This is a genomic window from Streptomyces sp. NPDC005863 (assembly GCF_042871345.1).
Lineage (GTDB): Bacteria > Actinomycetota > Actinomycetes > Streptomycetales > Streptomycetaceae > Streptomyces.
The window spans coordinates 244389-267253 of sequence record NZ_JBIAII010000007.1 but is presented as its reverse complement, the minus strand read 5'-3'; the positions used below and the strand labels follow the sequence as shown (position 1 = coordinate 267253).

The window sequence follows — 22865 nt, the reverse complement described above, 5'->3', positions numbered from 1 at the left end:
GCACTCGGGTACGGCCGAACAGGGGCCCCGGCGTTGTCAGACGGGTGGCATGGTCAGTACGAGGGGCAGCCACGGCATCACAGGGACCGCCCTCACCTCAGTACGGCGCCTCCCACACCACCGTCGTACCGCCGCCGTCCTCGCCGATGCCGGGGCCGTACCAGCTGTCGCCGCCCAGTGACTCGGCGCGCCGCTTGAGGTTCTTCAGGCCGCTGCGCCGGCCGCCCTCCGCGATGCCGACGCCGTCGTCGCCGACGGTCAGCCGTACGCCGTGCTGGCCGTCGGGGAGGACGACGGTCGAGTCGACGACGACGTCGATGCGGGCCGCCTGCGCGTGCCGGAACGCGTTGGACAGCGCCTCCCGGAGGGCCGCGATGAGGTTCTTGCCGGTCAGCTCGCCGACCACCGTGTCGACGGGGCCGACGAAGTGGTGCGAGGGCTTGAAGCCGAGCGGGACGGCGGCCATGTTGATCTCGCGCAGGACCCGGGTGCGCAGCCCCGACGGCGCCTCGGCGGGGCCCTGCTGCAGCGCGAAGATCGCGGTACGGATCTCCTGGATCGTCACGTCCAGCTCGTCGACGGCCCTGCCCACGCCGACCTGCACCTCCGGCACGACCGACCGGCGCTGGGCGCTCTCCAGCATCATCCCGGTGGCGAACAGGCGCTGGATGACCAGGTCGTGCAGGTCCCTGGCGATCCGGTCGCGGTCCTCGTAGACCGCGAGCCGCTCCCGGTCCCGCTGCGCCTCGGCCATCATCAGCGCGAGCGCGGCCTGCGAGGCGAACTGGGTGGCGAGCGTCCGTTCGGCCTCGCTGAACGGCCGCTCCCCGCGCACGCGGGGCGTCACGAGCGTGCCGAGGACCCGGCCGTCGCTCTGTAGGGGCAGCATCATGACGGGTCCGAAGGCGCGCGCGACCTCGGTCATCACGCGGGGGTCGCCCGCCATGTCGTCGATGAACACGGAGTGGCCTTCGAGCAGGTCGGCGACGATGCGGCTCTCCGGCGGCACGACCACGCCGAGCGCCCCGGTGGGCTCCTCCGAGGAGACCGCGACGACCTCCATGCCGCCCTCCTCGTCGGGCAGCAGCACGATGCCGGCGGCCGAGTCCGCGAGGTGCCTGGCCTGCTCGGCGACGACGGCGAGCGCCTCCTCGGCGTCGCTGCCGGACAGCAAAGCGGTGGTGACCGCCACGGAGCCGTCGATCCAGCGCTCGCGCTGCTTGGCGGCTTCGTAGAGGCGTGCGTTCCCGATGGCGATGCCCGCCTCCGTGGCGAGGACGCGCACCATGTGCACGTCGTAGTCGTTGAATTCCGCGCCGTCCCGCTTCTCCGTCAGATAGAGATTGCCGAAGATCTCGCCCTGGACGCGGATGGGGACGCCGAGGAAGGTCCGCATCGGCGGGTGGTGGGCCGGGAAACCGCACGAGCGCGGATCGGCGGAGAGGTCACCGAGCCGCAGGGTGCGCGGCTGGTGGATGAGGGCGCCCAGGAGCCCCTTGTGGCCGTCGGGCAGCCGCCCGATCCGCTCGGCCGTCTCCGCGTCGATGCCGTGGTAGACGAAGTCGGAGAGGCCCGCGCCGTCCTCGGCGACGACGCCGATCGCCGCGTAGTGCGCGTTCGCCAGCTCGGCGGCGGTCTCGCAGATGCGGTCGAGGGTGGTGTGCAGTTCGAGTCCGGTGCCGACCGACCGCATGGCTTCGAGCAGTTGCGGCACCCGTGAGGTCAGCTCGGGCGAGAGCCCCTGGAGGCTGCGGGTCGCCCGCGCCGCCGCCTCCACCGAGCTGGGGGTGCCGTCGGGGGGCGGTGAGCCGGCGGGGGCCGAGGGTGCTGACATGCCTTTGAGCCTAGTAAGTCCTATTTGCAGGGGAAAGTCGAAGCCGTCGCGGATCGCGGCGCGTGACGGGGCGGCGGGCCGCCGCTCGACGAGTCTTCGGCCGCGCCCGTCACCCGTCATCACCCGTCACCCGTCGTCCCCCGTCACCCGTCATCCCCCGTCACCCCGCCACCAGCAGGTCCGCCGCACGTTCCACCTCCAGCATGCGCCGCAGCGGGCCCTCCTCCGCCGCGAGCTCCGCGTACGTGCCGCGCTGCGCCACCCGCCCCGCGTCCAGGACGAGCACCTCGTCCACGGCGTCGAGACCGGCGAGGCGGTGCGTGATGAGCAGCGTCGTATGGCCCTCGGTCGCGGACAGCAGGTCGGCGGTGAGGGCGTCGGCGGTCGGCAGGTCGAGGTGCTCGGCGGGCTCATCCAGGACGAGGACGGGGAAGTCGGCGAGGAGCGCGCGGGCCAGCGAGAGCCGTTGCCGCTGCCCTCCGGAGAGCCGCGCGCCGTGTTCGCCGACGAGCGTGTCGAGCCCGTCGGGCAGCGAGCCGGCCCAGCCGTCGAGCCGCGCCCGCTCCAGGGCGTCGCGCAGCTCCGCCTCGGTGGCGTCCTTCTTGGCGAGCAGCAGGTTCTCGCGCACGGAGCTGTCGAAGATGTGCGCGTCCTGGGCGCACAGGCCGACCATGCGGCGTACGGCGTCGCCGTCCAGCGCGGCCGCGTCCGTGCCCCCGAGCGTGTACGTCCCCTCCCGCGTCCCGAGGAAGCGCAGCAGCACCTGCGCGAGGGTCGACTTGCCGGACCCGGACGGCCCGACCACGGCGATCCGCCGGCCGCGTTCCAGCGTGAGGGAGACACCGGCGAGCGCGTCCCGGTCCTGCCCCTCGTACCGGGCCCGCAGCCCCTCGACGCGCAGCGGGAACGGTGTACTCGGCGCCGGGGCGGGGGTCGCGGGCTCGGGGACGGGGACAGGCGCGTCGAGGACCTCGTAGACGCGTTCGGCGCTCTTCCCGACCCGCTGGCGGTACTGGACGGCGAGCGGCAGGCCCATGACGGCCTCGAAGGCGGCGAGCGGGGTGAGGACGACCGCGGCGAGGGCCACTCCGCTCAGCCGTCCGTCGTGCACCGCCCCCACACCGACGAGTGCGGCCGCCGCCACGGTGAGCCCGGTGACGAGCGCCCCGAGCCCGTCGCCGAGCGCGGTGGCGGTGGCGCCCCGCGAGGCGATCCGGGTCAGCTCGGCGTCGGCCTCCTTGGCCTTGGCGGTACGACGCCGCAGCGCACCGGCGACGGTCAGCTCTGCGGTCCCGGTGAGCAGGTCGGCCACCCGGGTGGCCAGCACCCCGCGCGCGGGAGCGAGCCGTCGCTCGGCGCGCCGGGCCACGGCACCGCTCAGGAGCGGCACGCCGACGCCCGCGGCGAGCAGCCCCGCGGCGAGTACGGCGCCCGCTGCGGGCAGCAGCCAGGCGGTGAACCCGACGGCGCCCGCGCTCACGAGACCCGCGGCGGACGCGGGCAGCAGCCAGCGCAGCCAGTAGTCCTGCAGGGCGTCGACGTCGGCGACGAGACGGGAGAGCAGGTCACCGCGCCGGGCCCCGCGCAGCCCTGCCGGGGCGAGCCGCTCCAGGCGCCGGTAGACGGCGACCCGGGTGTCGGCGAGCATCCGCAGCACGGCGTCGTGCGAGACGAGCCGCTCGGCGTACCGGAAGACGGCGCGGCCGATGCCGAAGGCGCGGGTCGCCGTCACGGCGATCATCAGGTACATCACCGGGGGCTGCTCCGAGGCCCGCGAGATCAGCCACCCCGAGGTGGCCATGAGCCCCACGGCACTCGCGAGCGCGAGGCTGCCGAGCAGCAGCGCGAGGGCCAGCTGCCCCCGCCGCGCCCGCGCCGCGTGCCGAACCCGAACGAGCACGCGCTCCACCCCACCACGGCCACCCCGACCGCCGACGACCACTCCCTCGCCGGACCGGCGGTCGGCCACCGCCCCTTCGGCGGGCCGGCGCTCGGCCACCCCCGGATCCGCCACCGACCCGGCCCGCACCACTACCGGGGCCTCGACCAGCCCCTCCACGCGCGAATCCGTACACGGGATCGCCGACCCGCCGCCCGTCAGGGCCACCGCGCCCGCCACCCGTACGACGCGGTCGGCGACAGCCAAAAGCGCGGGCCGGTGTACGACGAGCAGTACCGTCCGGCCGACGGTCAGGCGGCGGACCGCGTCGACCACCTCCGCCTCCGTCCCGCCGTCCAGCGCCGCCGTCGGCTCGTCGAGGAGCACCACGGGCCGGTCGGCGAGGAACGCCCGCGCCAGGGCGAGCCGTTGCCGCTGCCCCGCGGAAAGCCCCGCGCCGTCCTCACCCAGAACCGACTGGGCCCCGTCGGGCAGCGCGTCCACGAACTCCAGGGCGCCCGCCTCCCGCAGGGCTCCCCGCACCTGCGCGTCGTCCGCGTCCGGCCGCGCCAGCCGTACGTTCTCCGCGATGGTCCCGGCGAAGAGGTGCGGCCGCTGCGGCACCCACGCGATCCGTTCCCGCCACCGCTCGGGCGAGACGTCGGCCAGGTCGACGCCCCCGACGCACACCCGCCCCTCGACGGGCCGTACAAAGCCCAGCACCACGTTCAGCAGCGTCGACTTGCCCGCCCCGCTCGGCCCGACGAGCGCCAAGGTCTCCCCGGGCGCCACCGCGAAGGAGGCACCGGAGACCGCGTCGGAGGACCGCCCCGGATACCGGACCGTCACACCCTCCACGCTCAGCACCCCCGCGGGCGCCGCCCCCGTCCCGGCCTCCGGCACCGGGGTCTCCAGGACCTCGAAGATCTCCTCGGCGGCCGAGAGCCCCTCCGCCGCCGCGTGGTACTGCGCACCGACCTGCCGCAGCGGCAGATAGGCCTCGGGCGCGAGGACGAGGACGACGAGCCCGTCGTACAGCTCCATCTCGCCGTGGACGAGCCGCATGCCGATGGTGACCGCGACCAGCGCGACCGAGATCGTCGCGAGGAGTTCCAGGGCGAACGACGACAGGAAGGCGATGCGCAGCGTCCGCATCGTCGCCTGCCGGTACTCACCGGTGATCCTGCGGATCGAATCGGCCTGCGCCTTGGCCCGGCCGAACACCTTCAGGGTGGGGAGCCCGGCCACGACGTCCAGGAAGTGGCCCGAGAGCCGCGAGAGGAGCCGCCACTGACGGTCCATACGGTTCTGCGTGGCCCAGCCGATGAGGATCATGAAGACCGGGATGAGCGGCAGGGTCACCACGATGATCGCGGCGGAGACCCAGTCCTCGGTGACGATGCGGGCGAGCACCGCCACCGGCACCACCACCGCGAGCCCCAACTGGGGCAGATAGCGCGAGAAGTAGTCGTCGAGCGCGTCCACGCCACGGGTGGCGAGGGAGATCAGCGATCCCGTGCGCTGCCCCCCGAGCCAGCCGGGCCCGAGCGCGCCCGCCCGCTCCAACAGCCGCCCCCGCAGCTCCGACTTGACCGCCGCGCTCGCCCGGTGCGCGGCGAGCTCGGTCAGCCAGGAGACCAGACCCCGCCCCACCGCGACCGTGGCGAGCAGCACCAGCGGGGTGCCGACGTCCCCTACGGAGTGGCCCTTCTGGAAGGCGCCCACCACGATCTCGGCGACGAGCATCGCCTGACCGACGACCAGCCCCGCCCCGAGCAACCCCAGGATCACCACCGCGACCAGGAAGAAGCGGGTGGCGCGGGCGTACCGCAGCAGACGCGGGTCGATTGGTTTCACGTGAAACACACCCTCCGAAGGGCAGGGGGCCGGCGATGCGAAGCGAACTCAGTGCGCGTCGGCGATGTGCTGCGTACCGATGCGCTTGCGGAACACCCAGTACGTCCACGACTGGTAGAGCAGCACGACGGGCGTCGCGACACCCGCGCACCACGTCATGATCTTCAGCGTGTACGGGCTCGACGAGGCGTTGGTGACCGTGAGGCTCCACTCGTCGTTCAGCGACGACGGCATGACGTTCGGGAAGAGCGTCAGGAAGAGCATCGCGACGGCCGCCGCGATCGTGATACCCGACAGCGCGAACGACCAGCCCTCACGCCCGATCTTGATCGCCGCGATGGCCCCGACCAGCGCGACCACGGCCACGACCATGGCGACCAGGCTCTTGCCGTCGCCCTTGTCGGCCTGTGTCCAGAGCAGGAACCCGAGCGCGAGCACGGCGGTGATGAGTCCGAGACCCAGTGCCATCTTGCGCGCCCGCACCCGGATGTCGCCCACCGTCTTGAGCGAGGCGAACACCGCGCCGTGGAAGGTGAACAGCGTCAGGGTGACGAGCCCGCCCAGGATCGCGTACGGGTTGAGCAGGTCGCCGAAGCTGCCCACGTACTCCTTGTGAGCGTCGATCTTGACGCCGCGCACGATGTTGCCGAAGGCCACGCCCCACAGCACCGCCGGGATCAGCGAGGTCCAGAAGATCGCGTGCTCCCAGTTGGTCTGCCAGCGCTCCTCGGGCCGCTTGGCGCGGTACTCGAAGGCGACGCCGCGCACGATCAGGCAGATCAGGATGGCCAGGAGCGGCAGATAGAAGCCGGAGAAGAGCGTCGCGTACCACTCGGGGAAGGCGGCGAAGGTCGCGCCGCCCGCCGTGAGCAGCCACACCTCGTTGCCGTCCCAGACGGGGCCGATGGTGTTGATGAGCACCCGCTTCTCGACCCGGTCGCGGGCGAGCAGCTTGGTGAGCACCCCGATCCCGAAGTCGAAGCCCTCCAGGAAGAAGTAGCCGATCCACAGGACGGCGATCAGTACGAACCAGACGTCGTGAAGTTCCATGTCCCTGTCGCTCCTTCCTTCAGTACGAGAAGGCCATCGGCCGGTCGGCGTCGGCGTCCTGGCCGGCATCGGAGCCGGAGCCCCCGCCCGACCCGGGTCCGCCGATCTTGGTGGGCGGATTGAGGTCCGCCTCGGTCAGCTCGGGCGGGCCCTTCCTGACGTACTTGAGCAGCAGCTTCACCTCGATCACGGCGAGGATCGCGTAGATCAGCGTGAACCCGATCAGCGAGGTGAGCACCTCGCCCTGCGAGACGCCGGGGGAGACCGCGTCCCTGGTGCGCAGGACCCCGTAGACCACCCAGGGCTGACGTCCCGTCTCGGTGAAGATCCAGCCCCAGGCGGTGCCGATGAGGGGGAAGATCAGCGTCCACTGCGAGAGCCGCCACCACCACGAGCCGAGCCGCGGCGCGAGCTCCTTGTTCTTGGTGAGCATCAGCTTGGGCACGTCGTCCGCGCCGGTGCGGTGCTCCGGCGCGAGCCAGAACTTCTTGCGGGTCAGCCACAGGCCCACGGTGCACAGGGCCATCGACACCCCGCCGAAGCCGATCATCCAGCGGTACGACCAGTAGGCGGTGGGGATGTTGGGCCGGTAGTCGCCGGGCCCGAACTTCTCCTGTGCCTGCTTGTTGAGGTCGTTGATGCCGGGGATCTCGGCGCTGAAGTTGTTCTTGGCGAGGAAGGAGAGGACGCCCGGGACCTCGATGGCGACGTCGTTGTGTCCCTTGGCGACGTCTCCGTACGCGAAGAGCGAGAACGGCGCCGGCTTCTCCGACTCCCACAGCGCCTCGGCGGCCGACATCTTCATCGGCTGCTGCTCGTACATGACCTTGCCGAGGGTGTCGGCGCTGACCACGGTGAGCAGCGTGCCGGCGAACGCGGCGACCAGGCCGAGCCGCAGCGACGTCCGCATGGTGCGCACGTGCTGCTTCTTGCGCAGGTGGAAGATGGCGATGCCGGTCATGAAGGCGCCGCCGACCAGGACGGCCGCCGAGATGACGTGGAAGAAGTTGACGAGCGTCGTCTCCTGGAAGAGCACCTTCGAGAAGTCGGTGAGCTCCGCGCGCCTGGTGCCGTCCCGCTCCACGATCTTGTAGCCGACCGGGTGCTGCATGAAGCCGTTGGCGGCGATGATGAAGTACGCCGACAGGACGGTGCCGATCGAGACGATCCAGATCGTGGCGCAGTGCAGCTTCTTCGGCAGCTTGTCCCAGCCGAAGATCCACAGGCCGATGAAGGTCGACTCGAAGAAGAAGGCGATCAGCGCCTCGAACGCGAGCGGCGCCCCGAAGACGTCACCGACGAAGCGCGAGTAGTCGGACCAGTTCATGCCGAACTGGAACTCCTGGACGATGCCGGTGACGACACCCATCGCGATATTGATCAGGAACAGCTTTCCCCAGAACTTGGTCGCTCTGAGGTAGTGCTCCTTGCCCGTCCGCACCCACGCCGTCTCGAGGATCGCCGTGAGGGCGGCGAGCGAGATCGTCAGGGGGACGAACAGGAAGTGGTAGACGGTCGTGATGCCGAACTGCCATCGCGCCAGGGTTTCCGGCGCCAGAGCCAGGTCCACTGCCTTCTCCTTACTCACCACGGTCCAGCTCACCGCGGTCCAGACTCTCCGCGGTCCGGACTCTCCACGGATCAGAAGGCGCTTTGCACCTTTTGTCCCGCTCATCTCCGGATGAACCGTGACACGCTTGTGAACGCGTTCACATTCACAAGCATTATGTCGTACCGGCTGCCGATCTCCGAAAGGGGGGTCCCCCTAAGGCGCGAGGAGGCCCCGGATCGCCGTCCGGGGCCTTCCCCAACTCTTCAACATATTGTTGAATCCGCCTCATGCAGACGCAGATACGGATCTCCTGGCCCGCCGGACACCTGACCGCAACGCTCGAGGACACCCCGACCACCCAGGCCCTGGGCAAGGTCCTGCCGCTCAGCTCCACCGCCCACACCTGGGGCGAGGAGGTGTACTTCGACACGGGCGTCAGCGTCCCGCGCGAGGGCGGCGCCCAGCAGGTCGTCGAGCCCGGCACGGTCGCCTTCTGGACGGACGGCGACGCCCTCGCCCTCCCCTACGGCCCGACGCCGATCTCGCGCGGCGACGAGTGCCGCCTCGCGAGCCCGTGCAATCTCCTCGGCCGCCTGGACGGCGACGCCCGCCTCCTGGCCACGGTGCGCAGCGGCGACCCCATCCGGGTCGAGGTCGTGGAGGGCTGACGGGGCCCGCGGAAGGCCTCCGTCAGCCACCTCTGCTACAGCTCCTTGCGGAAGGCCTCCGCCGCCTGCAGGAAGACGTCATTGGCCTCGGTCTCGCCGATCGTGGCCCGCATCCCCTCGCCGGCGAACGGCCGTACGACCACCCCGGCCTGCTCACACGCCGCCGCGAAGTCCAGGGTCCGGTCCCCGAGCCGCAGCCACACGAAGTTGGCCTGCGTCTCGGGCACCGTCCAGCCCTGGGCGCGCAGCCCCTCCACCACACGGGTGCGCTCGGTGACGAGCGAGCCGACCCGGCCCATCAGCTCGTCCTCGGCGCGCAGCGACGCCACCGCGGCGTCCTGCGCGAGCTGGCTCACGCCGAAGGGCACCGCCGTCTTGCGCAGCGCGGCGGCCACCGGCTCGTGGGCGATGGCGAAGCCGACGCGCAGACCCGCGAGGCCGTACGCCTTCGAGAACGTGCGCAGCACACAGACGTTCGGGCGGTCACGGTAGATCTCGACGCCGTCCGGCACCTCGGGGTCGCGGATGAACTCGCGGTAGGCCTCGTCGAGGACGACCAGCACGTCAGAGGGGACCCGGTCCAGGAACCGCTCCAGCTCCGCCTTGCGGACCACGGTGCCGGTGGGGTTGTTGGGGTTGCAGACGAAGATGAGCCGCGTGCGGTCGGTGATGGCGTCCGCCATCGCGTCCAGGTCGTGCACCTCACCGTCCGTCAGCGGCACCTTCACCGACGTCGCGCCGCTGACCTGCGTGATGATCGGGTACGCCTCGAAGGACCGCCAGGCGTAGATCACCTCGTCACCCGGGCCCGCCGTGGCCTGCAGCAGCTGCTGGGCGACGCCGACGGAACCGGTGCCCGTGGCGATGTGCGACACGGGCACCCCGAACCGCTCGGCCAGCTCGCTCATCAGACCCGTGCACGCCATGTCGGGGTAGCGGTTGAAGGAGTCGGCCGCGGCGAGCACGCTCTCCATCACGCCGGGCAGCGGCGGGTAGGGGTTCTCGTTCGACGACAGCTTGTAGGCCACGGGGCCGCCGGCCGCCGCGGGCTTGCCCGGCTTGTAGGTGGGGATCCCCGCCAGCTCGGCGCGCAGCCTCGGGTTCGTCTCGCTCACCGCAGTCCTCCTCGTAGCCCGGCACAACCAGTTCGAATACTGCTTACCTTATGAGGATTGAGCCCCGCTGCGAATGGCCTCACGGCATCGACGTACGAACGATCCGGCATCGGCGTACGAGCGATCCGGCATCGGCGTACGCGAGAGGGGGCGCCCCGTGCTCCCCCGTGCGCCGGTGGCTCGCGCCGTGGCGCGCGTCCCCCGTAAAGGTGAGTTGAGACCTCTTCGAGACCTGACCCACTTGGCAGGCTCATGCGCGACGATCAGGGGCAGGCACCCGTCGGACCCGGCAACTCCCTTTCATTCCAAGGCCATTGACCGCTTTCCACCATGCAGAAACGTGCCTGTCAACGAGTGAATATGCGCCCCTGCTACCCACCCCCATGAGCCCTACTATCGGGTCGCCATGACAGCAGCAGGGAAGCACCAGGTGAGCCGAGCGGAGACCGCACGCCGGGGCAACCGGCAAAGTCGAGCGGGCATCAGAGACGTCGCCGCCGCCGCCGGTGTCTCCATCACGACTGTCTCCGACGCCCTCAACGGCAAGGGACGGCTGCCCGACGCCACCCGACGCCACGTCCGCGAGGTCGCAGAACGGCTGGGCTACCGCCCGTCCGCGGCGGCCCGCACGCTCCGTACCGGCAAGTCAGGACTCATCGGCCTGACCGTGACGACGTACGGGGATGAACCTTTCACCTTCACCGAGTTCGCCTACTTCGCCGAGATGGCCAGAGCCGCCACCTCCGCGGCCCTCGCCAGGGGGTACGCCCTGGTCATCCTGCCCGCCACCTCACGCCGCAGCCCCGTCGACGTGTGGTCGAACGTAGCCCTCGACGGCACCGTCGTCGTCGACCCCTCCGACCACGATCCCGTGGTCAGCGAACTGGTCCGGCAGGGTCTGCCGGTGGTCTCCGACGGCCGCCCGGCGGGTTCGCTCCCGGTCACCGCCTGGGTCGACAACGACCACGAGGCGGCGGTCCTGGGGATCCTCGACCACCTCGCCGCCGCCGGCGCCCGCCGGATCGGCCTCCTCACCGGCACCACCACGGACACGTACACCCACCTCTCCACCACCGCCTACCTGCGTTGGTGCGAACGCGTCGGCCAGGACCCGGTCTACGAGTCCTATCCCGCGCACGACCCGTGCGCGGGCGCCGTCGCCGCCGACCGGCTGCTCGCCAGGCCCGACCGGCCCGACGCCGTCTACGGCCTCTTCGACCCCAACGGCACCGACCTGCTCGCCGCCGCCCGGCGGTACGGCCTGCGCGTCCCCGACGATCTGCTGCTCGTCTGCTGCAGCGAGTCCACGGTGTACGCCACCACGGAGCCGCCCATCACCACGCTCTCGCTTAAACCGCGGCGGATCGGCACGGCCGTCGTCCAGCTCCTGATCGACGCCATCGAGGGCCTGGACGCGGGCCGGCCCGTCGAGCAGGTGATACCGACCGAACTGATCGTGCGCACCTCGTCCGAGCGACGTCCACCGCGCACGACGGTCAGCCCGCCCCGCTCCTCCGGACACGGCTGACCGCTCCCGCCCGGACCCCGGCAACGGGCAGAGGCCGACTTCCTCCCCCCGGCCAGGGGGGAATCAGGGGGAAACCTCTGCCCAATTCGGGAGAAATCCGCGGTGAACCGGGGTCCGGGACCGATTCACCACCCCTGGTGCACCACACAGCGGGAGCCGCATTCCTATGATGGGCGGACGACACCGAGGGCCGCTGCGACCAGGCAGTCCGATCTCGGTGCAGATGCGGCGCAATGGTGGTGGAGGGGTCGATGACTCAGGGGGCCGGTCAGGGACCCGATGTGCGGACGGCGACGCTGCGCGACTTCCGCGTACCGGCGTACGTCCATGAGACGACCGGCCCCGGCCCGGTGAGCCCCGGCGCGCCCGCCGAGGCGCCGGGCGAAGGGCCTGGTGAGGGGCCGGGTGACGGCTACACCCCGACCCAGCGCGACCTGCCGGTCATCAACCGGGGCGACACCGTCCAGGTGCAGGTCCAGGTCATGCCGGAGCCCCCGCAGCCGCGGCCGGGCGACGAGCACGGACCGCTGTTCGTCGTCGGCGACGTGCACGGATATCTGGACGAGCTCGTCGCGGCCCTCCAGGAGCAGGGCCTCGTCGACGCCGAGGGCAACTGGGCCGCGGGCAACGCGCGCCTGTGGTTCCTCGGCGACTTCACCGACCGCGGGCCCGACGGCATCGGCGTCATCGACCTCGTGATGCGACTGTCCGCCGAGGCCGCCGCCGCCGGCGGCTACTGCAAGGCGCTGATGGGCAACCACGAGCTGCTCCTGCTCGGCGCCAAGCGGTTCGGCGACACCCCCGTCAACTCCGGCGCGGGCACCGCCACCTTCCAGGCGGCCTGGCTGCTCAACGGCGGGCAGAAGTCCGACATGGAGCGCCTGGAGGACCACCACCTGCAGTGGATGGCCCGCCTGGACGCGATGGAGGAGGCCGACGGCCACCTGCTCGTGCACTCCGACACGACCGCCTATCTGGATTACGGCGACTCGATCGAGGCGGTGAACGACACCATCCGGGAGACCCTCACGCGCAATGACGCCGACGAGTGCTGGGACCTCTTCCGCAAGTTCACCAAGCGCTTCGCCTTCCGCGACGAGTCGGGCCCCTCGGCCGCCCGCGAACTCCTGGACGTCTACGGCGGCACACGCATCGTCCACGGCCACAGCCCCATCCCGTACCTCCTGGGCGACGTCGGCTCCGAGGACGAGTCGGACGGCGGCGGCCCCGTCATCGAGGGCCCGCACGTCTACGCCGACGGTCTCGCCATCGCCATGGACGGCGGAGTGACCATGGCCGGAAAGCTACTGGTCCGCCAACTCCCCCTGGGTATCTGAGCGTTACCTGGGCAGGCGCCCCCCTACACGATCACGCTGGCCAGGGGGGCAATTTCCGGAAACCCCCTGTCACCGCACGCGGTCACGGCTCTACCATCGGCTTATCCGTAGCAGGCTCCCCTCCGTTTCTGCCCAACGGCTCGTAGCCATGCGAGCCTCAGCCCTACGGAGCATCGGGGGATGCACATGAACAGCGCTCCACACCTGCTCAATGAGGACCGCCCCGAGTACGAGCGGATCCTCGACGAGGCGCTGCGCAACGCACCTGACCGTCCCGAACTCGCCGCAGTAGGCCAGCGGCTCAACACCGAACAACTGCGCACCATGGCCCTGAACGCGACAGCACTGATCACGGCTGCGGCAGCGGCCGAGTACGCGCACTACGTGCAGGTTCGCGAGGAGTTGCGCGAACCTCGACCGACGTCCACATCGATCCGTGAAGGGAACGGACAGAGCGCCGCGGAGTCGGGCTCCGGCGGCCTCAGCCTCGCCACCACGATGGGCGAGGTGGCGGAACCGGCGGCAGCGGGAGCCGGGGCGATCGCCGTCGTCGCGGTCCTCGCACCCGTCCTCGCCGGGGCGGCCGCCGCGATCTTCCTGCTCGTCGGCTACATCCTGAAGATGCTCACCCCGGAGCCCGCCTTCGCGGACACCCTGCTCACGGTGGGCTGGCTGTTCGGCGCGCTCACCGCCGGGGGCATCCTGGTCGCGGCGGTCGGTCTGCTCCTGACCGCTCTGCGCAACGGCTCCACCTCGCTCCAGGCCGAACTGCACGGCGAGCGGTACGAGGAGGTCTCCCGCGCCAGAGAGGACTGGGGCCGGGCGCTCCTCGAACGCGGCGTCGTGCCGTTCCTCCGCGAGGCGCTGACCGACCCGGGCGCGGCTCCCGCCGCCCGGACGTCGGCGTCGGGTTCCGGGGCCGGGGCGGGCGCCTCCGGCGGTCACGGCCGGATGCCGCAACTCGGTTATCACCGGCCGGGGTTCAGCAGCCCGGAGGGTGGCCCGGCCGCGGGTTCGCGGCCGAGCTACTCGAGCCCCGACTTCTCCAGCCCCGATTTCGGCGGGCCCGACCACAAGCCGGAGTAGCGGGCCCGGGTCCGGGTCCGCTGTCGAAGTGTCGCCGCCGGCGAATGGCGAGCGGTGACGCTCGGGGAGGCGTCGTCCAGGTCGGACGCGCAGGGGAGGCGCGCCGACGGCGACAGGACGACGACGCCAGGTGGGCGGTTTGCCCTGCGCAGGCCGCGGTGGGCGTGGTGGAACGTGGTGGGACGCCACCGGCCGGGTGCCGGTGGCGTTCCGTTGCGGCTGCCGCGTCCGTTGCGGCTGCCTCGTCTCTTGCGGCTGCCTCGTCCCTTGCGGCCGGCCCGCCCGCGCGGTCGGTCAGTCGGCGATCGGCAGGTAGACCCGGTTGCCCGCCGCCACGAACTCCTTGGACTTCTGCTCCATCCCCGCCTCGATGTCCGCCTCACCGAGATCGCCGCCGTGCTGACGCCGGATGTCCTGCGAGATCTTCATGCTGCAGAACTTCGGCCCGCACATCGAGCAGAAGTGCGCCGTCTTGGCGGGCTCGGCCGGCAGCGTCTCGTCGTGGAACTCCCGTGCCGTGACCGGGTCGAGGGCCAGATTGAACTGGTCCTCCCAGCGGAACTCGAAGCGCGCGTCCGAGAGCGCGTCGTCCCAGTCCTGCGCGCCCGGATGCCCCTTGGCGAGGTCCGCCGCGTGCGCCGCGATCTTGTACGTGATGACACCGGTCTTCACGTCGTCCCGGTTGGGCAGGCCCAGGTGCTCCTTGGGGGTGACGTAACAGAGCATCGCCGTGCCCCACCAGCCGATCATCGCGGCGCCGATGCCGGAGGTGATGTGGTCGTAGGCGGGCGCGATGTCCGTGGTCAGCGGGCCGAGCGTGTAGAACGGCGCCTCCTCGCAGATCTCCTGCTGAAGGTCGATGTTCTCCTTGATCTTGTGCATCGGGACGTGCCCGGGGCCCTCGATCATCGTCTGTACGTTGTGACGCTTGGCGATCGTGTTGAGTTCCCCGAGCGTCCTGAGCTCGGCGAACTGCGCCTCGTCGTTGGCGTCCGCGATCGAACCGGGCCGCAGCCCGTCACCCAGCGAGTACGTCACGTCGTACGCCGCGAGGATCTCGCAGAGCTCCTCGAAGTGCTCGTAGAGGAAGCTCTCCTTGTGGTGCGCCAGACACCAGGCCGCCATGATCGAACCGCCGCGCGAGACGATGCCGGTCTTGCGGCGCGCGGTGAGCGGCACGTACGGAAGGCGCACTCCCGCGTGCACCGTCATGTAGTCCACGCCCTGCTCGGCCTGCTCGATGACCGTGTCCTTGTAGATCTCCCAGGTCAGCTCCTCGGCCTTGCCGTCGACCTTCTCCAGGGCCTGGTAGAGCGGCACGGTGCCGATCGGCACGGGGGAGTTGCGCAGGACCCACTCGCGGGTGGTGTGGATGTTGCGGCCGGTGGACAGATCCATGACCGTGTCGGCGCCCCACTTGGTCGCCCACGTCATCTTGTCCACCTCCTCCTCGATGGACGAGGTGACCGCGGAGTTCCCGATGTTGGCGTTCACCTTCACCAGGAACTTCTTGCCGATGATCATCGGCTCGATCTCCGGGTGGTTGACGTTCGCCGGGATCACCGCGCGCCCCGCGGCGACCTCCGCCCGCACGACCTCGGGGTCGAGGTTCTCGCGGATCCCGATGAACTCCATCTCGGGCGTGATCTCGCCGCGGCGCGCGTACGCGAGCTGCGTCACCGCCTGCCCCTCGCGGGCGCGGCGCGGCTGACGGGGGCGGCCGGGGAAGACCGCGTCGAGGTTCTTGAGGCCACCTCGCGGTGAGGTGTGCTTGAGCCCGTCGTCCTCGGGCCGGGGCGGCCGTCCGACGTACTCCTCGGTGTCGCCGCGGGCGATGATCCAGTTCTCCCGCAGCGGCGGCAGACCGCGGCGGACGTCGGTCTCGGCCGACGGGTCGGTGTACGGACCTGAGGTGTCGTACAGGGTGACGGCCTTGCCGTTGGTCAGGTGCACCTGGCGGACCGGCACGCGCAGGTCGGGGCGCGAACCCTCGACATACGCCTTGTGCCAGCCGATGGACTTCCCGGCCTCGTCAGCTGCGGCGGTGCTGTTGTCGCTGCTGGAGGCAGGCGTGCGTGCGTCCGATGTGGTCATGAGACCTACTCCCTACGCCGGCATTACCCGGTAACAGGTTCGGCGGTCGACGCAGCGGATCCCGTACGGCTCGTGCACATTCGTGCCGTTTCGTACGGAGGTCAGCGCCCTCTCAGCCCGGTGCTCCGAGCTCCCGCGATTGCAAAGGTGGCTCCACGCTAGCGTCATGTCGGGCGCGCTGAACAGAGGGCCCCCTCCGTTCTTGCGATGATCGGGCAGTGACCACCACAGAGCCGCCGCTCCCGCCGCCCTCTCACCCCCCATCCGGACACCCCGCCCCCGTCCCACCCTCCGACCGTCACGCCACGCCCCCTGAACACGGTCACGGCGTGCACGGCAACGGAGATCATGGCGGGCATGGAGACGGCGGTCACGGCGGTCACGGCAACGGAGGTCACGGCCACTCGCACAGTCACGGTCCGGCCGCCCCCGTCTCCCAGCATCTGCGCAAGGTCATCGCCGCGATCCTGATCCCCTTCGCCGCCGCGGTCGTCGTGGGCCTGGCGGTGCTGTGGCCGGGAGGCACACCCGGGCACGAGCGCACCGGCGTCGGCTTCGACCGGCAGACCCAGTCGGCGAAGGTCACGAAGATGCAGGAGCTCCCCTGCAAGGACCTCAACCCCTCGCAGACCCCGCCGAACGGCGACACCTCCACCGCCGAAGGCCAGTCCGCGCAGTCCCGGGCGGCGGGCACCTGCAAGCGGGCCACGGTCGAGGTCACCAGCGGCGACGACACGGGCCGCACCTTCACCGAGATCATCCAGCCGGACTCCCCCCGGCAACTGAAACAGGGTCAGAAGGTGGTGGTCGCCTACGAACCCAAGGCCCCCGAAGGCCTCCAGTACTCCGTCACCGACGTGAACCGCAAGCTCCCTATGGCGCTGCTCGCCGGCATCTTCGCCCTCGCCGTCGTCGTGGTGGGCCGGCTGCGCGGCGTGATGGCCCTGGTCGCCCTCGCCATCAGCTTCCTGGTGCTCACCTTCTTCATCCTGCCGGCCATCCTGCAGGGCTCGAACCCGCTGGTGGTGGCGGTGATCGGGGCGAGCGCCATCATGCTGATCGCGCTCTATCTCTGCCACGGCCTCACGGCCCGTACGTCGGTCGCGGTGCTCGGCACGCTCATCTCCCTCCTCCTGATCGGTTTTCTCGGCTCCCTCTTCATCGGCTGGGCCTCGCTGACCGGCAACACGGACGACAACACCGGCCTCATCCATGGCCTGTACCCGTCCATCGACATGAGCGGCCTCCTCCTCGCGGGCGTCATCATCGGCTCGCTCGGCGTCCTCGACGACGTGACGGTCACCCAGACCTCCGCCGTCTGGGAACTGCATCAGGCCAACCCGACGATGGGCTGGCGCGGCCTCTACCGGGCGGGCATCCGCATCGGCCGCGACCACATCGCCTCGGTCGTCAACACCCTCGTCCTCGCCTACGCGGGCGCCGCGCTGCCCCTCCTTCTGCTCTTCTCCATCGCCCAGTCCAGTGTGGGCACGGTGGCCAACAGCGAATTGGTCGCCGAGGAGATCGTGCGTACCCTCATCGGCTCGATCGGCCTGGTCGCCTCGGTGCCGGTGACAACCGCGCTGGCCGCCCTGGTCGTCTCGGCGGACCGCACATCCGGCTCGGGGAGCGGTGCGGCCTCCGGGCTGGGTGTCGGTACCGGGGGTGGTGGTGCCGGGGGTGGTGGTGGTGCTGGGGGTGTAGGTGCCGGGGGTGGGGCTGGTGCGGGTGTTGGGGCTGGTGCGGGTGTCGGGTCGGGCGTGGGTGCCGGTGTTCCGCGACCCTCACGTGGCGGCAAGGGACGTCGCCGTAAGCGCTGACCATTTCGCGCCAATCCCGATGCCATGAAATGCACCAAAATGCCACCTGGACCGCGCAGTTGACCTAGAAGTCAGCCTGCGTTCTGCTCCTCGGCGAGGATCCTGTCGAGCGCCTCGTCGAGATGCGTGTCGAAGCCGGCGAGCGCCCGCTCCTGTCCGAGCGGCACCAGCTTGTCCGTGCGGTCGAGAAAGGCGAGCAGCGGCGGGATACCCACCCGGAACAGCGCCTGGTCCGCGCCGACCTGAAGCCTGATCAGCGCCTCGTCGAGCTTCGTGGAGTCGGTGGGCTCCACCCGTACGTCGCCTTCCCCGCTCGGCCTGCCCACTCCGTCGATCAGCAGCTCCCGCCCGAACGTCCAGGTCACCGGGGCGTCCCCCGGCAGATGGAACGTCAGCCGCACGGCATAGGGGTCGTCGATCTCGTAGTACAGCTCCACCGGGATGCGGAATGACAGCTCCTCGGACACAAGGAAGCTCATCATGACCTCTGCCTGAACCGTCTCGCCCATCCCGACCTACCCCGTCGCATCGCCCGCAAGGAGCCAGGAACCAACTTCCCGACACCCCTGGCATCTTGCTCAAAGTGCGCGACAGATCACAAGGAGTGAGTTTTCAGATGCTGATAGAGAAGGCGAGTGTCCCTAGTAGCTTTCCGATCTCACGCTGCAACCGGTTGGCCGCGGGCAGCAGCCGCTCGGCTTGATAGGAGGGAACCGAAATGGCCATGGTCGCCGCGGTGTCTCCGACCGTGATCGGGATCGCCGCACAGACCGTGCCGAGCGCGTACTCCTGCCGCTCCACCACGGGCCGCATTCGTTCCCGCGCGTCGAGCCGCCGGACGAACGCACGGTCGTCGCGCACCGAATAGGGCGTGATCGACTGCACGGGATACCGGTCGAGATGGTCCTTGCGTGCCGCGTCGTCCAGCTGACCCAGCAGGCACTGACCGATCGCGTGGGCGTGGCCCGTCTCCCGGAAGTCCGCCCACTCCTCGACGGCCGGATTTCCCGGGGTGTCCGCGACGGCGACGACGTCGATCTCACCCTCGCGGTAGACGGCGAAGTACACGGGGACGCCGATGGTGTCCCGCCAGTGTGCCAATGCCTTCTCGATGGCTCCGCGCCGATTCTGCTGGGCCCCGCTTCCGCCCAGCCGCTCGGCCGCCTCGCCGAGCACGAACACTCCTCTCTCCCTGCGCAGATAGCCCTCGTGGGCCAGCGTGCGCAACAAGTGGTACGCGGTGGGCAGGGCGAGACCTGCCTCCCGGGCCAACTGCTTCGCGGGCGCCCCGCCTTGATGCGATGCGGCGGATTCCAGGAGTCGCATCGCCCGCTGCACGGAGCCGATGAGGGTCGGCCCGACGGCGACGGCAGTGGCAGCCTCGTCGGACGGTGAGGTGACGGCATCAACAACCGGCGGCAGGGTGTTGTCGACCGCGTCCAAGGTGCACTCCCGAAGCGCGTGAAGGGTCCGCCCGTGCCCGGAGTAGCGAGGGAGGGGCCGTGCACGTGCGCCCGGCCGCGGATATCGAGCCCGCGTCGGATTCCGGACTCTAATCCTTGGCCTTCGCCCTACGGAGCCGCACGGGAAAACTTCCCCCGCCCGAGGGAACCGCCACGGAAACCGGGCGTCGGGACGAGCCGAAGATCACCAGTCGCTGCGGGACGAAGACGAGCCGGATATGAACTTCCGTACGACATAGATGAGTCCACCGACCAGGGCTACGAATATCAGCGCCTTGAAGAGCAGGGTGACCACGAATCCGACCACGGCCGCTATCACTCCGCCGAACACGACGAGTGCGATGACGGGTATGGCCACCCACTTCACCCACCACGGCATTCCCGCAAAGATCTCCTTCGCTGCCATCGTCCTTACCTCTCTCTGCTCTGTCCGCGCTTCCGCGCTCTGTCCGCACTTCGCGCTCTTCGCCTCGGTGCGGTTTCTGAATCTCCGCAGGTTCCTGGCGTCTTGCATTCGATGCTAGGGCGCCGAAGGGCTCAACGGGGGCCTCGGACCCCTTGCCGTCCCCTGATCCGACCCTGAGGGAACCCCGAGGTCGCAGCCCTGATGACGTCAGCCCGCAGACGGAGATCCCGCAGCGGATTCGCGCGGGAAGCTCCGCGCAGAGGGGGCTCAGGACTCGGGGGGAGAGAAGACGACGAGCACCCGCAGGTCTTCGCTGATGTGGTGGAACTTGTGGGCCACCCCGGCCGGCACATAGATGACGCTGCCCCGTGCCACCTGCGTGGTCTCCATGCCGACCGTGATCGACGCACGACCGCTGACGACCATGTACACCTCGTCCTGGCGGTGCGGCTGCTGCGGGTCGGCCTCCCCCGCATCCAGCGCGTACAGCCCGACCGACATGTTCCGCTCACGCAGGAACTGCAGATACGCCCCGTCGTTCGCGGCGCGCTCCGCCTCCAGCTCATCCAGTCGGAATGCCTTCATCGCTCCCGTACACCCCTCGCTGCTGCCTGCGGCCGGCCCATGTCTGCCACGATCACACACATGAAGAATTTCGTAGTCAAGACGATCGCCAACGCCGCGGCCCTGGCCGTCGCCGTGTGGCTGCTCGACAAGATCACCCTGACCGGCGACAGCACGGGCAAGAAGGTGGGCACGCTCATCGTCGTCGCCCTGCTCTTCGGCCTGGTGAACTTCCTGGTCAAGCCGGTGGTCAAGGTCCTCACCTTCCCCCTGTTCATCCTGACGCTCGGCCTCATCACCCTCGTCGTCAACGCCCTGATGCTGCTGCTCACGTCGTGGCTGGCCGACAAGTTCGACGTCAGTTTCCATGTCGAGGGCTTCTGGACCGCCGTGCTGGGCGGCCTGATCATCTCGATCGTGTCCTGGGCATTGAACGTGGTGCTGCCCGACGACGACTGACCGAGTGCGGGTGACCGCGTGCGGGTAACGGGGTGCGGGTAACCGGGTGTAGGTGGCTGGGCGCGGGTGGCTGGGTGCGAGCACCGCGCATCAGGCGCCTGAATGCTCGCCGCGTTCAGACGTTCGACGCGTGCCGGAGAATGGGGGAGACAGCGAGCGAGATTCTGCCCGTCGTCGGGCGCCGAGGAGCCTGCTCGGTGTCGTACATGAACGTGTGAGCAGTGGAGAGGCGGCGGCATGACGGACGCGGGACCCATGGGTGACGGGGCGGCACGCATCGGCGACGGCACGCGCGCGGTGCGGGTCGGGCTGCCCGAGCCCGTGAAACACGAGCCGACGCTGCCCGGCCCCGTCTTTGCCGCGCATTTTCACCTGCCGGGCGACCCGACGGGCGGGTACGCCTACGGCCGCGACGACAACCCCACCTGGACGCACCTGGAGCGCGCCATCGGCGAGCTCGAAGCGCCCGACGGGGGCTCCGGCGCCGCCTCGGACGTCGAGACGCTGGTCTTCGCCTCCGGGATGGCCGCGATCTCAGCCGTGTTGTTCTCGCAGATGCGCGCCGGTGACGCGGTGGTTCTGCCGGACGACGGTTATCAGGTGCTGCCGTTGGTCCGGGAGCAGCTCACGGCGTACGGCATCGAGGTGCGCACCGCGCCGACCGGCGGCGACGCCCAGCTCGACGTCCTCGACGGCGCCAAGCTGCTGTGGATCGAGACGCCCTCCAACCCCGGCCTCGACGTGTGTGACGTGCGGCGGCTCGCCGAAGCGGCACACGCGCGTGGCGCCCTGGTGGCCGTCGACAACACCCTCGCGACCCCTCTGGGCCAGCGTCCCCTTGAACTCGGCGCGGACTTCGCGGTCGCCAGCGGCACCAAGATGCTCACCGGCCACGGTGACATCCTCCTGGGATACGTCGCCTGCCGTGACGCCGAGTTGACCTCGTCCGTGCGGCACTGGCGCAAGATCGTCGGGGCGATTCCGGGGCCGATGGAGGCCTGGCTCGCCCACCGCTCGCTCGCCACGCTGCAGCTGCGCGCCGACCGGCAGAACGCGAACGCCCTGGCCCTCGCCGAGGCGCTGCGCGACCGCCCCGAGGTGTCGGGGCTGCGCTACCCCGGGCTGCCCGACGACCCCTCACACAAGATCGCCGCCCAGCAGATGCGGCGCTTCGGGTGCGTGCTCTCCTTCACGCTGCCCTCGCGCGCGCGTGCGGAGCGCTTCCTCGACGCACTGAGCCTGGTCGACGACGCCACGAGCTTCGGCAGTGTGCGGTCCACGGCCGAGCGCCGCCGACGGTGGGGCGGCGACGCGGTTTCCGAGGGCTTCATCCGCTTCTCCGCGGGCGCCGAGGACCCCGCCGACCTGGTGGCTGACGTGCTGCGGGCACTGGACGAGTCGGCCCACACGACCGTCTGACACGCGGGGAAAGCCTCGCGTCGCCCTTACGGCTACGCCCAATGAACGGTCCGAGCCTCCGCCTTCGTGGCTCGGACCGTTCCGGTTCCACGCGTGCAGAACCGTGCTCACAGCGCTAGGTGACCCTGTGTCAGCGTCCCATCGCGATTACGCATCCATGCGCCCGTTGGGGGCGCCGCAGGTCCGCGATGTTTCACGTGGAACAGTCCGGGCCACATTCCCACCATGACCGTCCGACCCGTGGTCAAGCGCACCGCACGCGCCGTCCTGCTGGACGGAGACGACCTGATCCTGATCAAGCGCACCAAGCCCGGTGTCGATCCGTACTGGGTCACCCCGGGCGGCGGCGTCGAGGCGGAGGACGCGTCTGTCGTGGACGCGCTCCACCGAGAGGTTCACGAGGAACTCGGTGCCAAGATCACCGACGTCGTGCCCTGTTTCGTCGACACCGTGGAGCACATCGGCGAGGACGGTGGCGCGACCGGCGTGAAGGTGCAGCACTTCTTCGTCTGCCGTCTGGAGTCCATGGACACCAGCCGTCGGCACGGTCCCGAGGTCGAGGATCCGTGCGGCGAGTACGAGATCGTGCATGTGCCGTTCACGCGGGTCGGCATCGCCTCGGTCCATCTCGTACCGCTGTCCCTGCGGCATTACCTGGACGGCAACATCGAGGGCGTGCGCGCGATGCACGCACCCGATCTCGGCTGATCCCCCGGCCTCGGCCGATCCGCCGG

General features: G+C 70.3%; 18 protein-coding genes and 1 riboswitch. Of the genes, 8 read left to right on the top strand and 10 right to left on the bottom strand.

Annotation, left to right across the window (positions count from 1 at the left end; all coding sequences use genetic code 11):
- Window positions 1-97: 97 nt before the first annotated feature.
- The 4 genes from ACFYO9_RS24970 to ACFYO9_RS24955 form a co-directional block, all read right to left on the bottom strand.
- Window positions 98-1834, bottom strand: a complete 1737-nt coding sequence (locus ACFYO9_RS24970) for a GAF domain-containing protein (protein ID WP_358778637.1) — start codon at window positions 1832-1834, stop codon at window positions 98-100.
- A gap of 160 nt (window positions 1835-1994) precedes the next feature.
- Window positions 1995-5579, bottom strand: coding sequence for a thiol reductant ABC exporter subunit CydD (gene cydD, locus ACFYO9_RS24965; protein ID WP_358778638.1), 3585 nt, complete (start codon window positions 5577-5579; stop codon window positions 1995-1997).
- 39 nt (window positions 5580-5618) lie between these two features.
- The gene (gene cydB / locus ACFYO9_RS24960; RefSeq protein WP_358778639.1) at window positions 5619-6620 is read right to left on the bottom strand and encodes a cytochrome d ubiquinol oxidase subunit II; all 1002 of its coding nucleotides are present in this window, start codon (window positions 6618-6620) and stop codon (window positions 5619-5621) included.
- Between the two features lie 19 nt (window positions 6621-6639).
- On the bottom strand, window positions 6640-8190 hold the full coding sequence (locus ACFYO9_RS24955; RefSeq protein WP_358778640.1) for a cytochrome ubiquinol oxidase subunit I: 1551 nt from the start codon (window positions 8188-8190) through the stop codon (window positions 6640-6642).
- A 269-nt stretch (window positions 8191-8459) separates the two neighbouring features.
- Here ACFYO9_RS24955 and ACFYO9_RS24950 point away from each other — a divergent pair, with 269 nt between their 5' ends.
- Complete coding sequence (locus ACFYO9_RS24950; protein WP_358778641.1) at window positions 8460-8840, top strand: cyclophilin-like fold protein; 381 nt, start codon at window positions 8460-8462, stop codon at window positions 8838-8840.
- A gap of 35 nt (window positions 8841-8875) precedes the next feature.
- Here ACFYO9_RS24950 and hisC read toward each other — a convergent pair whose 3' ends face one another.
- Window positions 8876-9955: a histidinol-phosphate transaminase gene (gene hisC, locus ACFYO9_RS24945; RefSeq protein ID WP_358778642.1), complete on the bottom strand. Its 1080-nt coding sequence runs from the start codon at window positions 9953-9955 to the stop codon at window positions 8876-8878.
- 406 nt (window positions 9956-10361) lie between these two features.
- Here hisC and ACFYO9_RS24940 point away from each other — a divergent pair, with 406 nt between their 5' ends.
- From ACFYO9_RS24940 to ACFYO9_RS24930, 3 genes are all read left to right on the top strand, one after another.
- Window positions 10362-11483 (top strand): LacI family DNA-binding transcriptional regulator, encoded by a 1122-nt coding sequence (locus ACFYO9_RS24940; RefSeq protein ID WP_355814378.1) that lies wholly within the window; start codon window positions 10362-10364, stop codon window positions 11481-11483.
- Window positions 11484-11734: 251 nt separating this feature from the next.
- Window positions 11735-12820 (top strand): metallophosphoesterase, encoded by a 1086-nt coding sequence (locus tag ACFYO9_RS24935; RefSeq protein ID WP_355814375.1) that lies wholly within the window; start codon window positions 11735-11737, stop codon window positions 12818-12820.
- A gap of 180 nt (window positions 12821-13000) precedes the next feature.
- Window positions 13001-13906, top strand: a complete 906-nt coding sequence (locus ACFYO9_RS24930; RefSeq protein WP_355814372.1) for a hypothetical protein — start codon at window positions 13001-13003, stop codon at window positions 13904-13906.
- 294 nt (window positions 13907-14200) lie between these two features.
- Here the strand turns inward: ACFYO9_RS24930 and thiC are convergent, their stop codons facing one another.
- Window positions 14201-16000, bottom strand: a complete 1800-nt coding sequence (gene thiC, locus ACFYO9_RS24925; protein WP_358778643.1) for a phosphomethylpyrimidine synthase ThiC — start codon at window positions 15998-16000, stop codon at window positions 14201-14203.
- Window positions 15993-16147: riboswitch (TPP riboswitch) on the bottom strand. It overlaps the preceding gene by 8 nt.
- Before the next feature lie 71 nt (window positions 16148-16218).
- On the opposite strand from thiC, the gene ACFYO9_RS24920 reads away from it, so the two are divergent.
- Entirely contained in the window at window positions 16219-17820 is a 1602-nt protein-coding gene (locus ACFYO9_RS24920) for a YibE/F family protein (RefSeq protein ID WP_358778644.1), read from the top strand.
- Between the two features lie 71 nt (window positions 17821-17891).
- Here ACFYO9_RS24920 and ACFYO9_RS24915 read toward each other — a convergent pair whose 3' ends face one another.
- From ACFYO9_RS24915 to ACFYO9_RS24900, 4 genes are all read right to left on the bottom strand, one after another.
- Window positions 17892-18329: an SsgA family sporulation/cell division regulator gene (locus ACFYO9_RS24915; RefSeq protein WP_358710035.1), complete on the bottom strand. Its 438-nt coding sequence runs from the start codon at window positions 18327-18329 to the stop codon at window positions 17892-17894.
- 103 nt (window positions 18330-18432) lie between these two features.
- Window positions 18433-19158 carry an IclR family transcriptional regulator gene (locus ACFYO9_RS24910; protein ID WP_388666605.1) on the bottom strand — a complete coding sequence of 242 codons (726 nt, stop codon included), beginning with the start codon at window positions 19156-19158 and terminating at the stop codon, window positions 18433-18435.
- Between the two features lie 309 nt (window positions 19159-19467).
- Window positions 19468-19689, bottom strand: a complete 222-nt coding sequence (locus tag ACFYO9_RS24905; protein ID WP_355814363.1) for a DUF5326 family protein — start codon at window positions 19687-19689, stop codon at window positions 19468-19470.
- A gap of 267 nt (window positions 19690-19956) precedes the next feature.
- Window positions 19957-20274 carry a cupin domain-containing protein gene (locus tag ACFYO9_RS24900; protein WP_355814360.1) on the bottom strand — a complete coding sequence of 106 codons (318 nt, stop codon included), beginning with the start codon at window positions 20272-20274 and terminating at the stop codon, window positions 19957-19959.
- A gap of 60 nt (window positions 20275-20334) precedes the next feature.
- On the opposite strand from ACFYO9_RS24900, the gene ACFYO9_RS24895 reads away from it, so the two are divergent.
- From ACFYO9_RS24895 to ACFYO9_RS24885, 3 genes are all read left to right on the top strand, one after another.
- On the top strand, window positions 20335-20712 hold the full coding sequence (locus ACFYO9_RS24895) for a phage holin family protein (RefSeq protein WP_355814358.1): 378 nt from the start codon (window positions 20335-20337) through the stop codon (window positions 20710-20712).
- A 237-nt stretch (window positions 20713-20949) separates the two neighbouring features.
- Entirely contained in the window at window positions 20950-22131 is a 1182-nt protein-coding gene (locus ACFYO9_RS24890; RefSeq protein WP_358778645.1) for a cystathionine gamma-lyase, read from the top strand.
- A 225-nt stretch (window positions 22132-22356) separates the two neighbouring features.
- Window positions 22357-22839 (top strand): NUDIX hydrolase, encoded by a 483-nt coding sequence (locus tag ACFYO9_RS24885; protein WP_355814355.1) that lies wholly within the window; start codon window positions 22357-22359, stop codon window positions 22837-22839.
- The last annotated feature ends 26 nt before the right edge of the window (window positions 22840-22865 follow it).

Excerpts from the sequence above, each read along its gene's own strand:
- ACFYO9_RS24970 (WP_358778637.1), bottom strand. The coding sequence starts at position 1,834 with ATGTCAGCACCCTCGGCCCCCGCCGGCTCACCGCCCCCCGACGGCACC.
- cydB (WP_358778639.1), bottom strand. The coding sequence starts at position 6,620 with ATGGAACTTCACGACGTCTGGTTCGTACTGATCGCCGTCCTGTGGATC.
- ACFYO9_RS24950 (WP_358778641.1), top strand. The coding sequence starts at position 8,460 with ATGCAGACGCAGATACGGATCTCCTGGCCCGCCGGACACCTGACCGCA.
- ACFYO9_RS24940 (WP_355814378.1), top strand. The coding sequence starts at position 10,362 with ATGACAGCAGCAGGGAAGCACCAGGTGAGCCGAGCGGAGACCGCACGC.
- ACFYO9_RS24935 (WP_355814375.1), top strand. The coding sequence starts at position 11,735 with ATGACTCAGGGGGCCGGTCAGGGACCCGATGTGCGGACGGCGACGCTG.
- ACFYO9_RS24930 (WP_355814372.1), top strand. The coding sequence starts at position 13,001 with ATGCACATGAACAGCGCTCCACACCTGCTCAATGAGGACCGCCCCGAG.
- thiC (WP_358778643.1), bottom strand. The coding sequence starts at position 16,000 with ATGACCACATCGGACGCACGCACGCCTGCCTCCAGCAGCGACAACAGC.
- ACFYO9_RS24915 (WP_358710035.1), bottom strand. The coding sequence starts at position 18,329 with ATGGGCGAGACGGTTCAGGCAGAGGTCATGATGAGCTTCCTTGTGTCC.
- ACFYO9_RS24905 (WP_355814363.1), bottom strand. The coding sequence starts at position 19,689 with ATGGCAGCGAAGGAGATCTTTGCGGGAATGCCGTGGTGGGTGAAGTGG.
- ACFYO9_RS24900 (WP_355814360.1), bottom strand. The coding sequence starts at position 20,274 with ATGAAGGCATTCCGACTGGATGAGCTGGAGGCGGAGCGCGCCGCGAAC.
- ACFYO9_RS24895 (WP_355814358.1), top strand. The coding sequence starts at position 20,335 with ATGAAGAATTTCGTAGTCAAGACGATCGCCAACGCCGCGGCCCTGGCC.
- ACFYO9_RS24890 (WP_358778645.1), top strand. The coding sequence starts at position 20,950 with ATGACGGACGCGGGACCCATGGGTGACGGGGCGGCACGCATCGGCGAC.
- ACFYO9_RS24885 (WP_355814355.1), top strand. The coding sequence starts at position 22,357 with ATGACCGTCCGACCCGTGGTCAAGCGCACCGCACGCGCCGTCCTGCTG.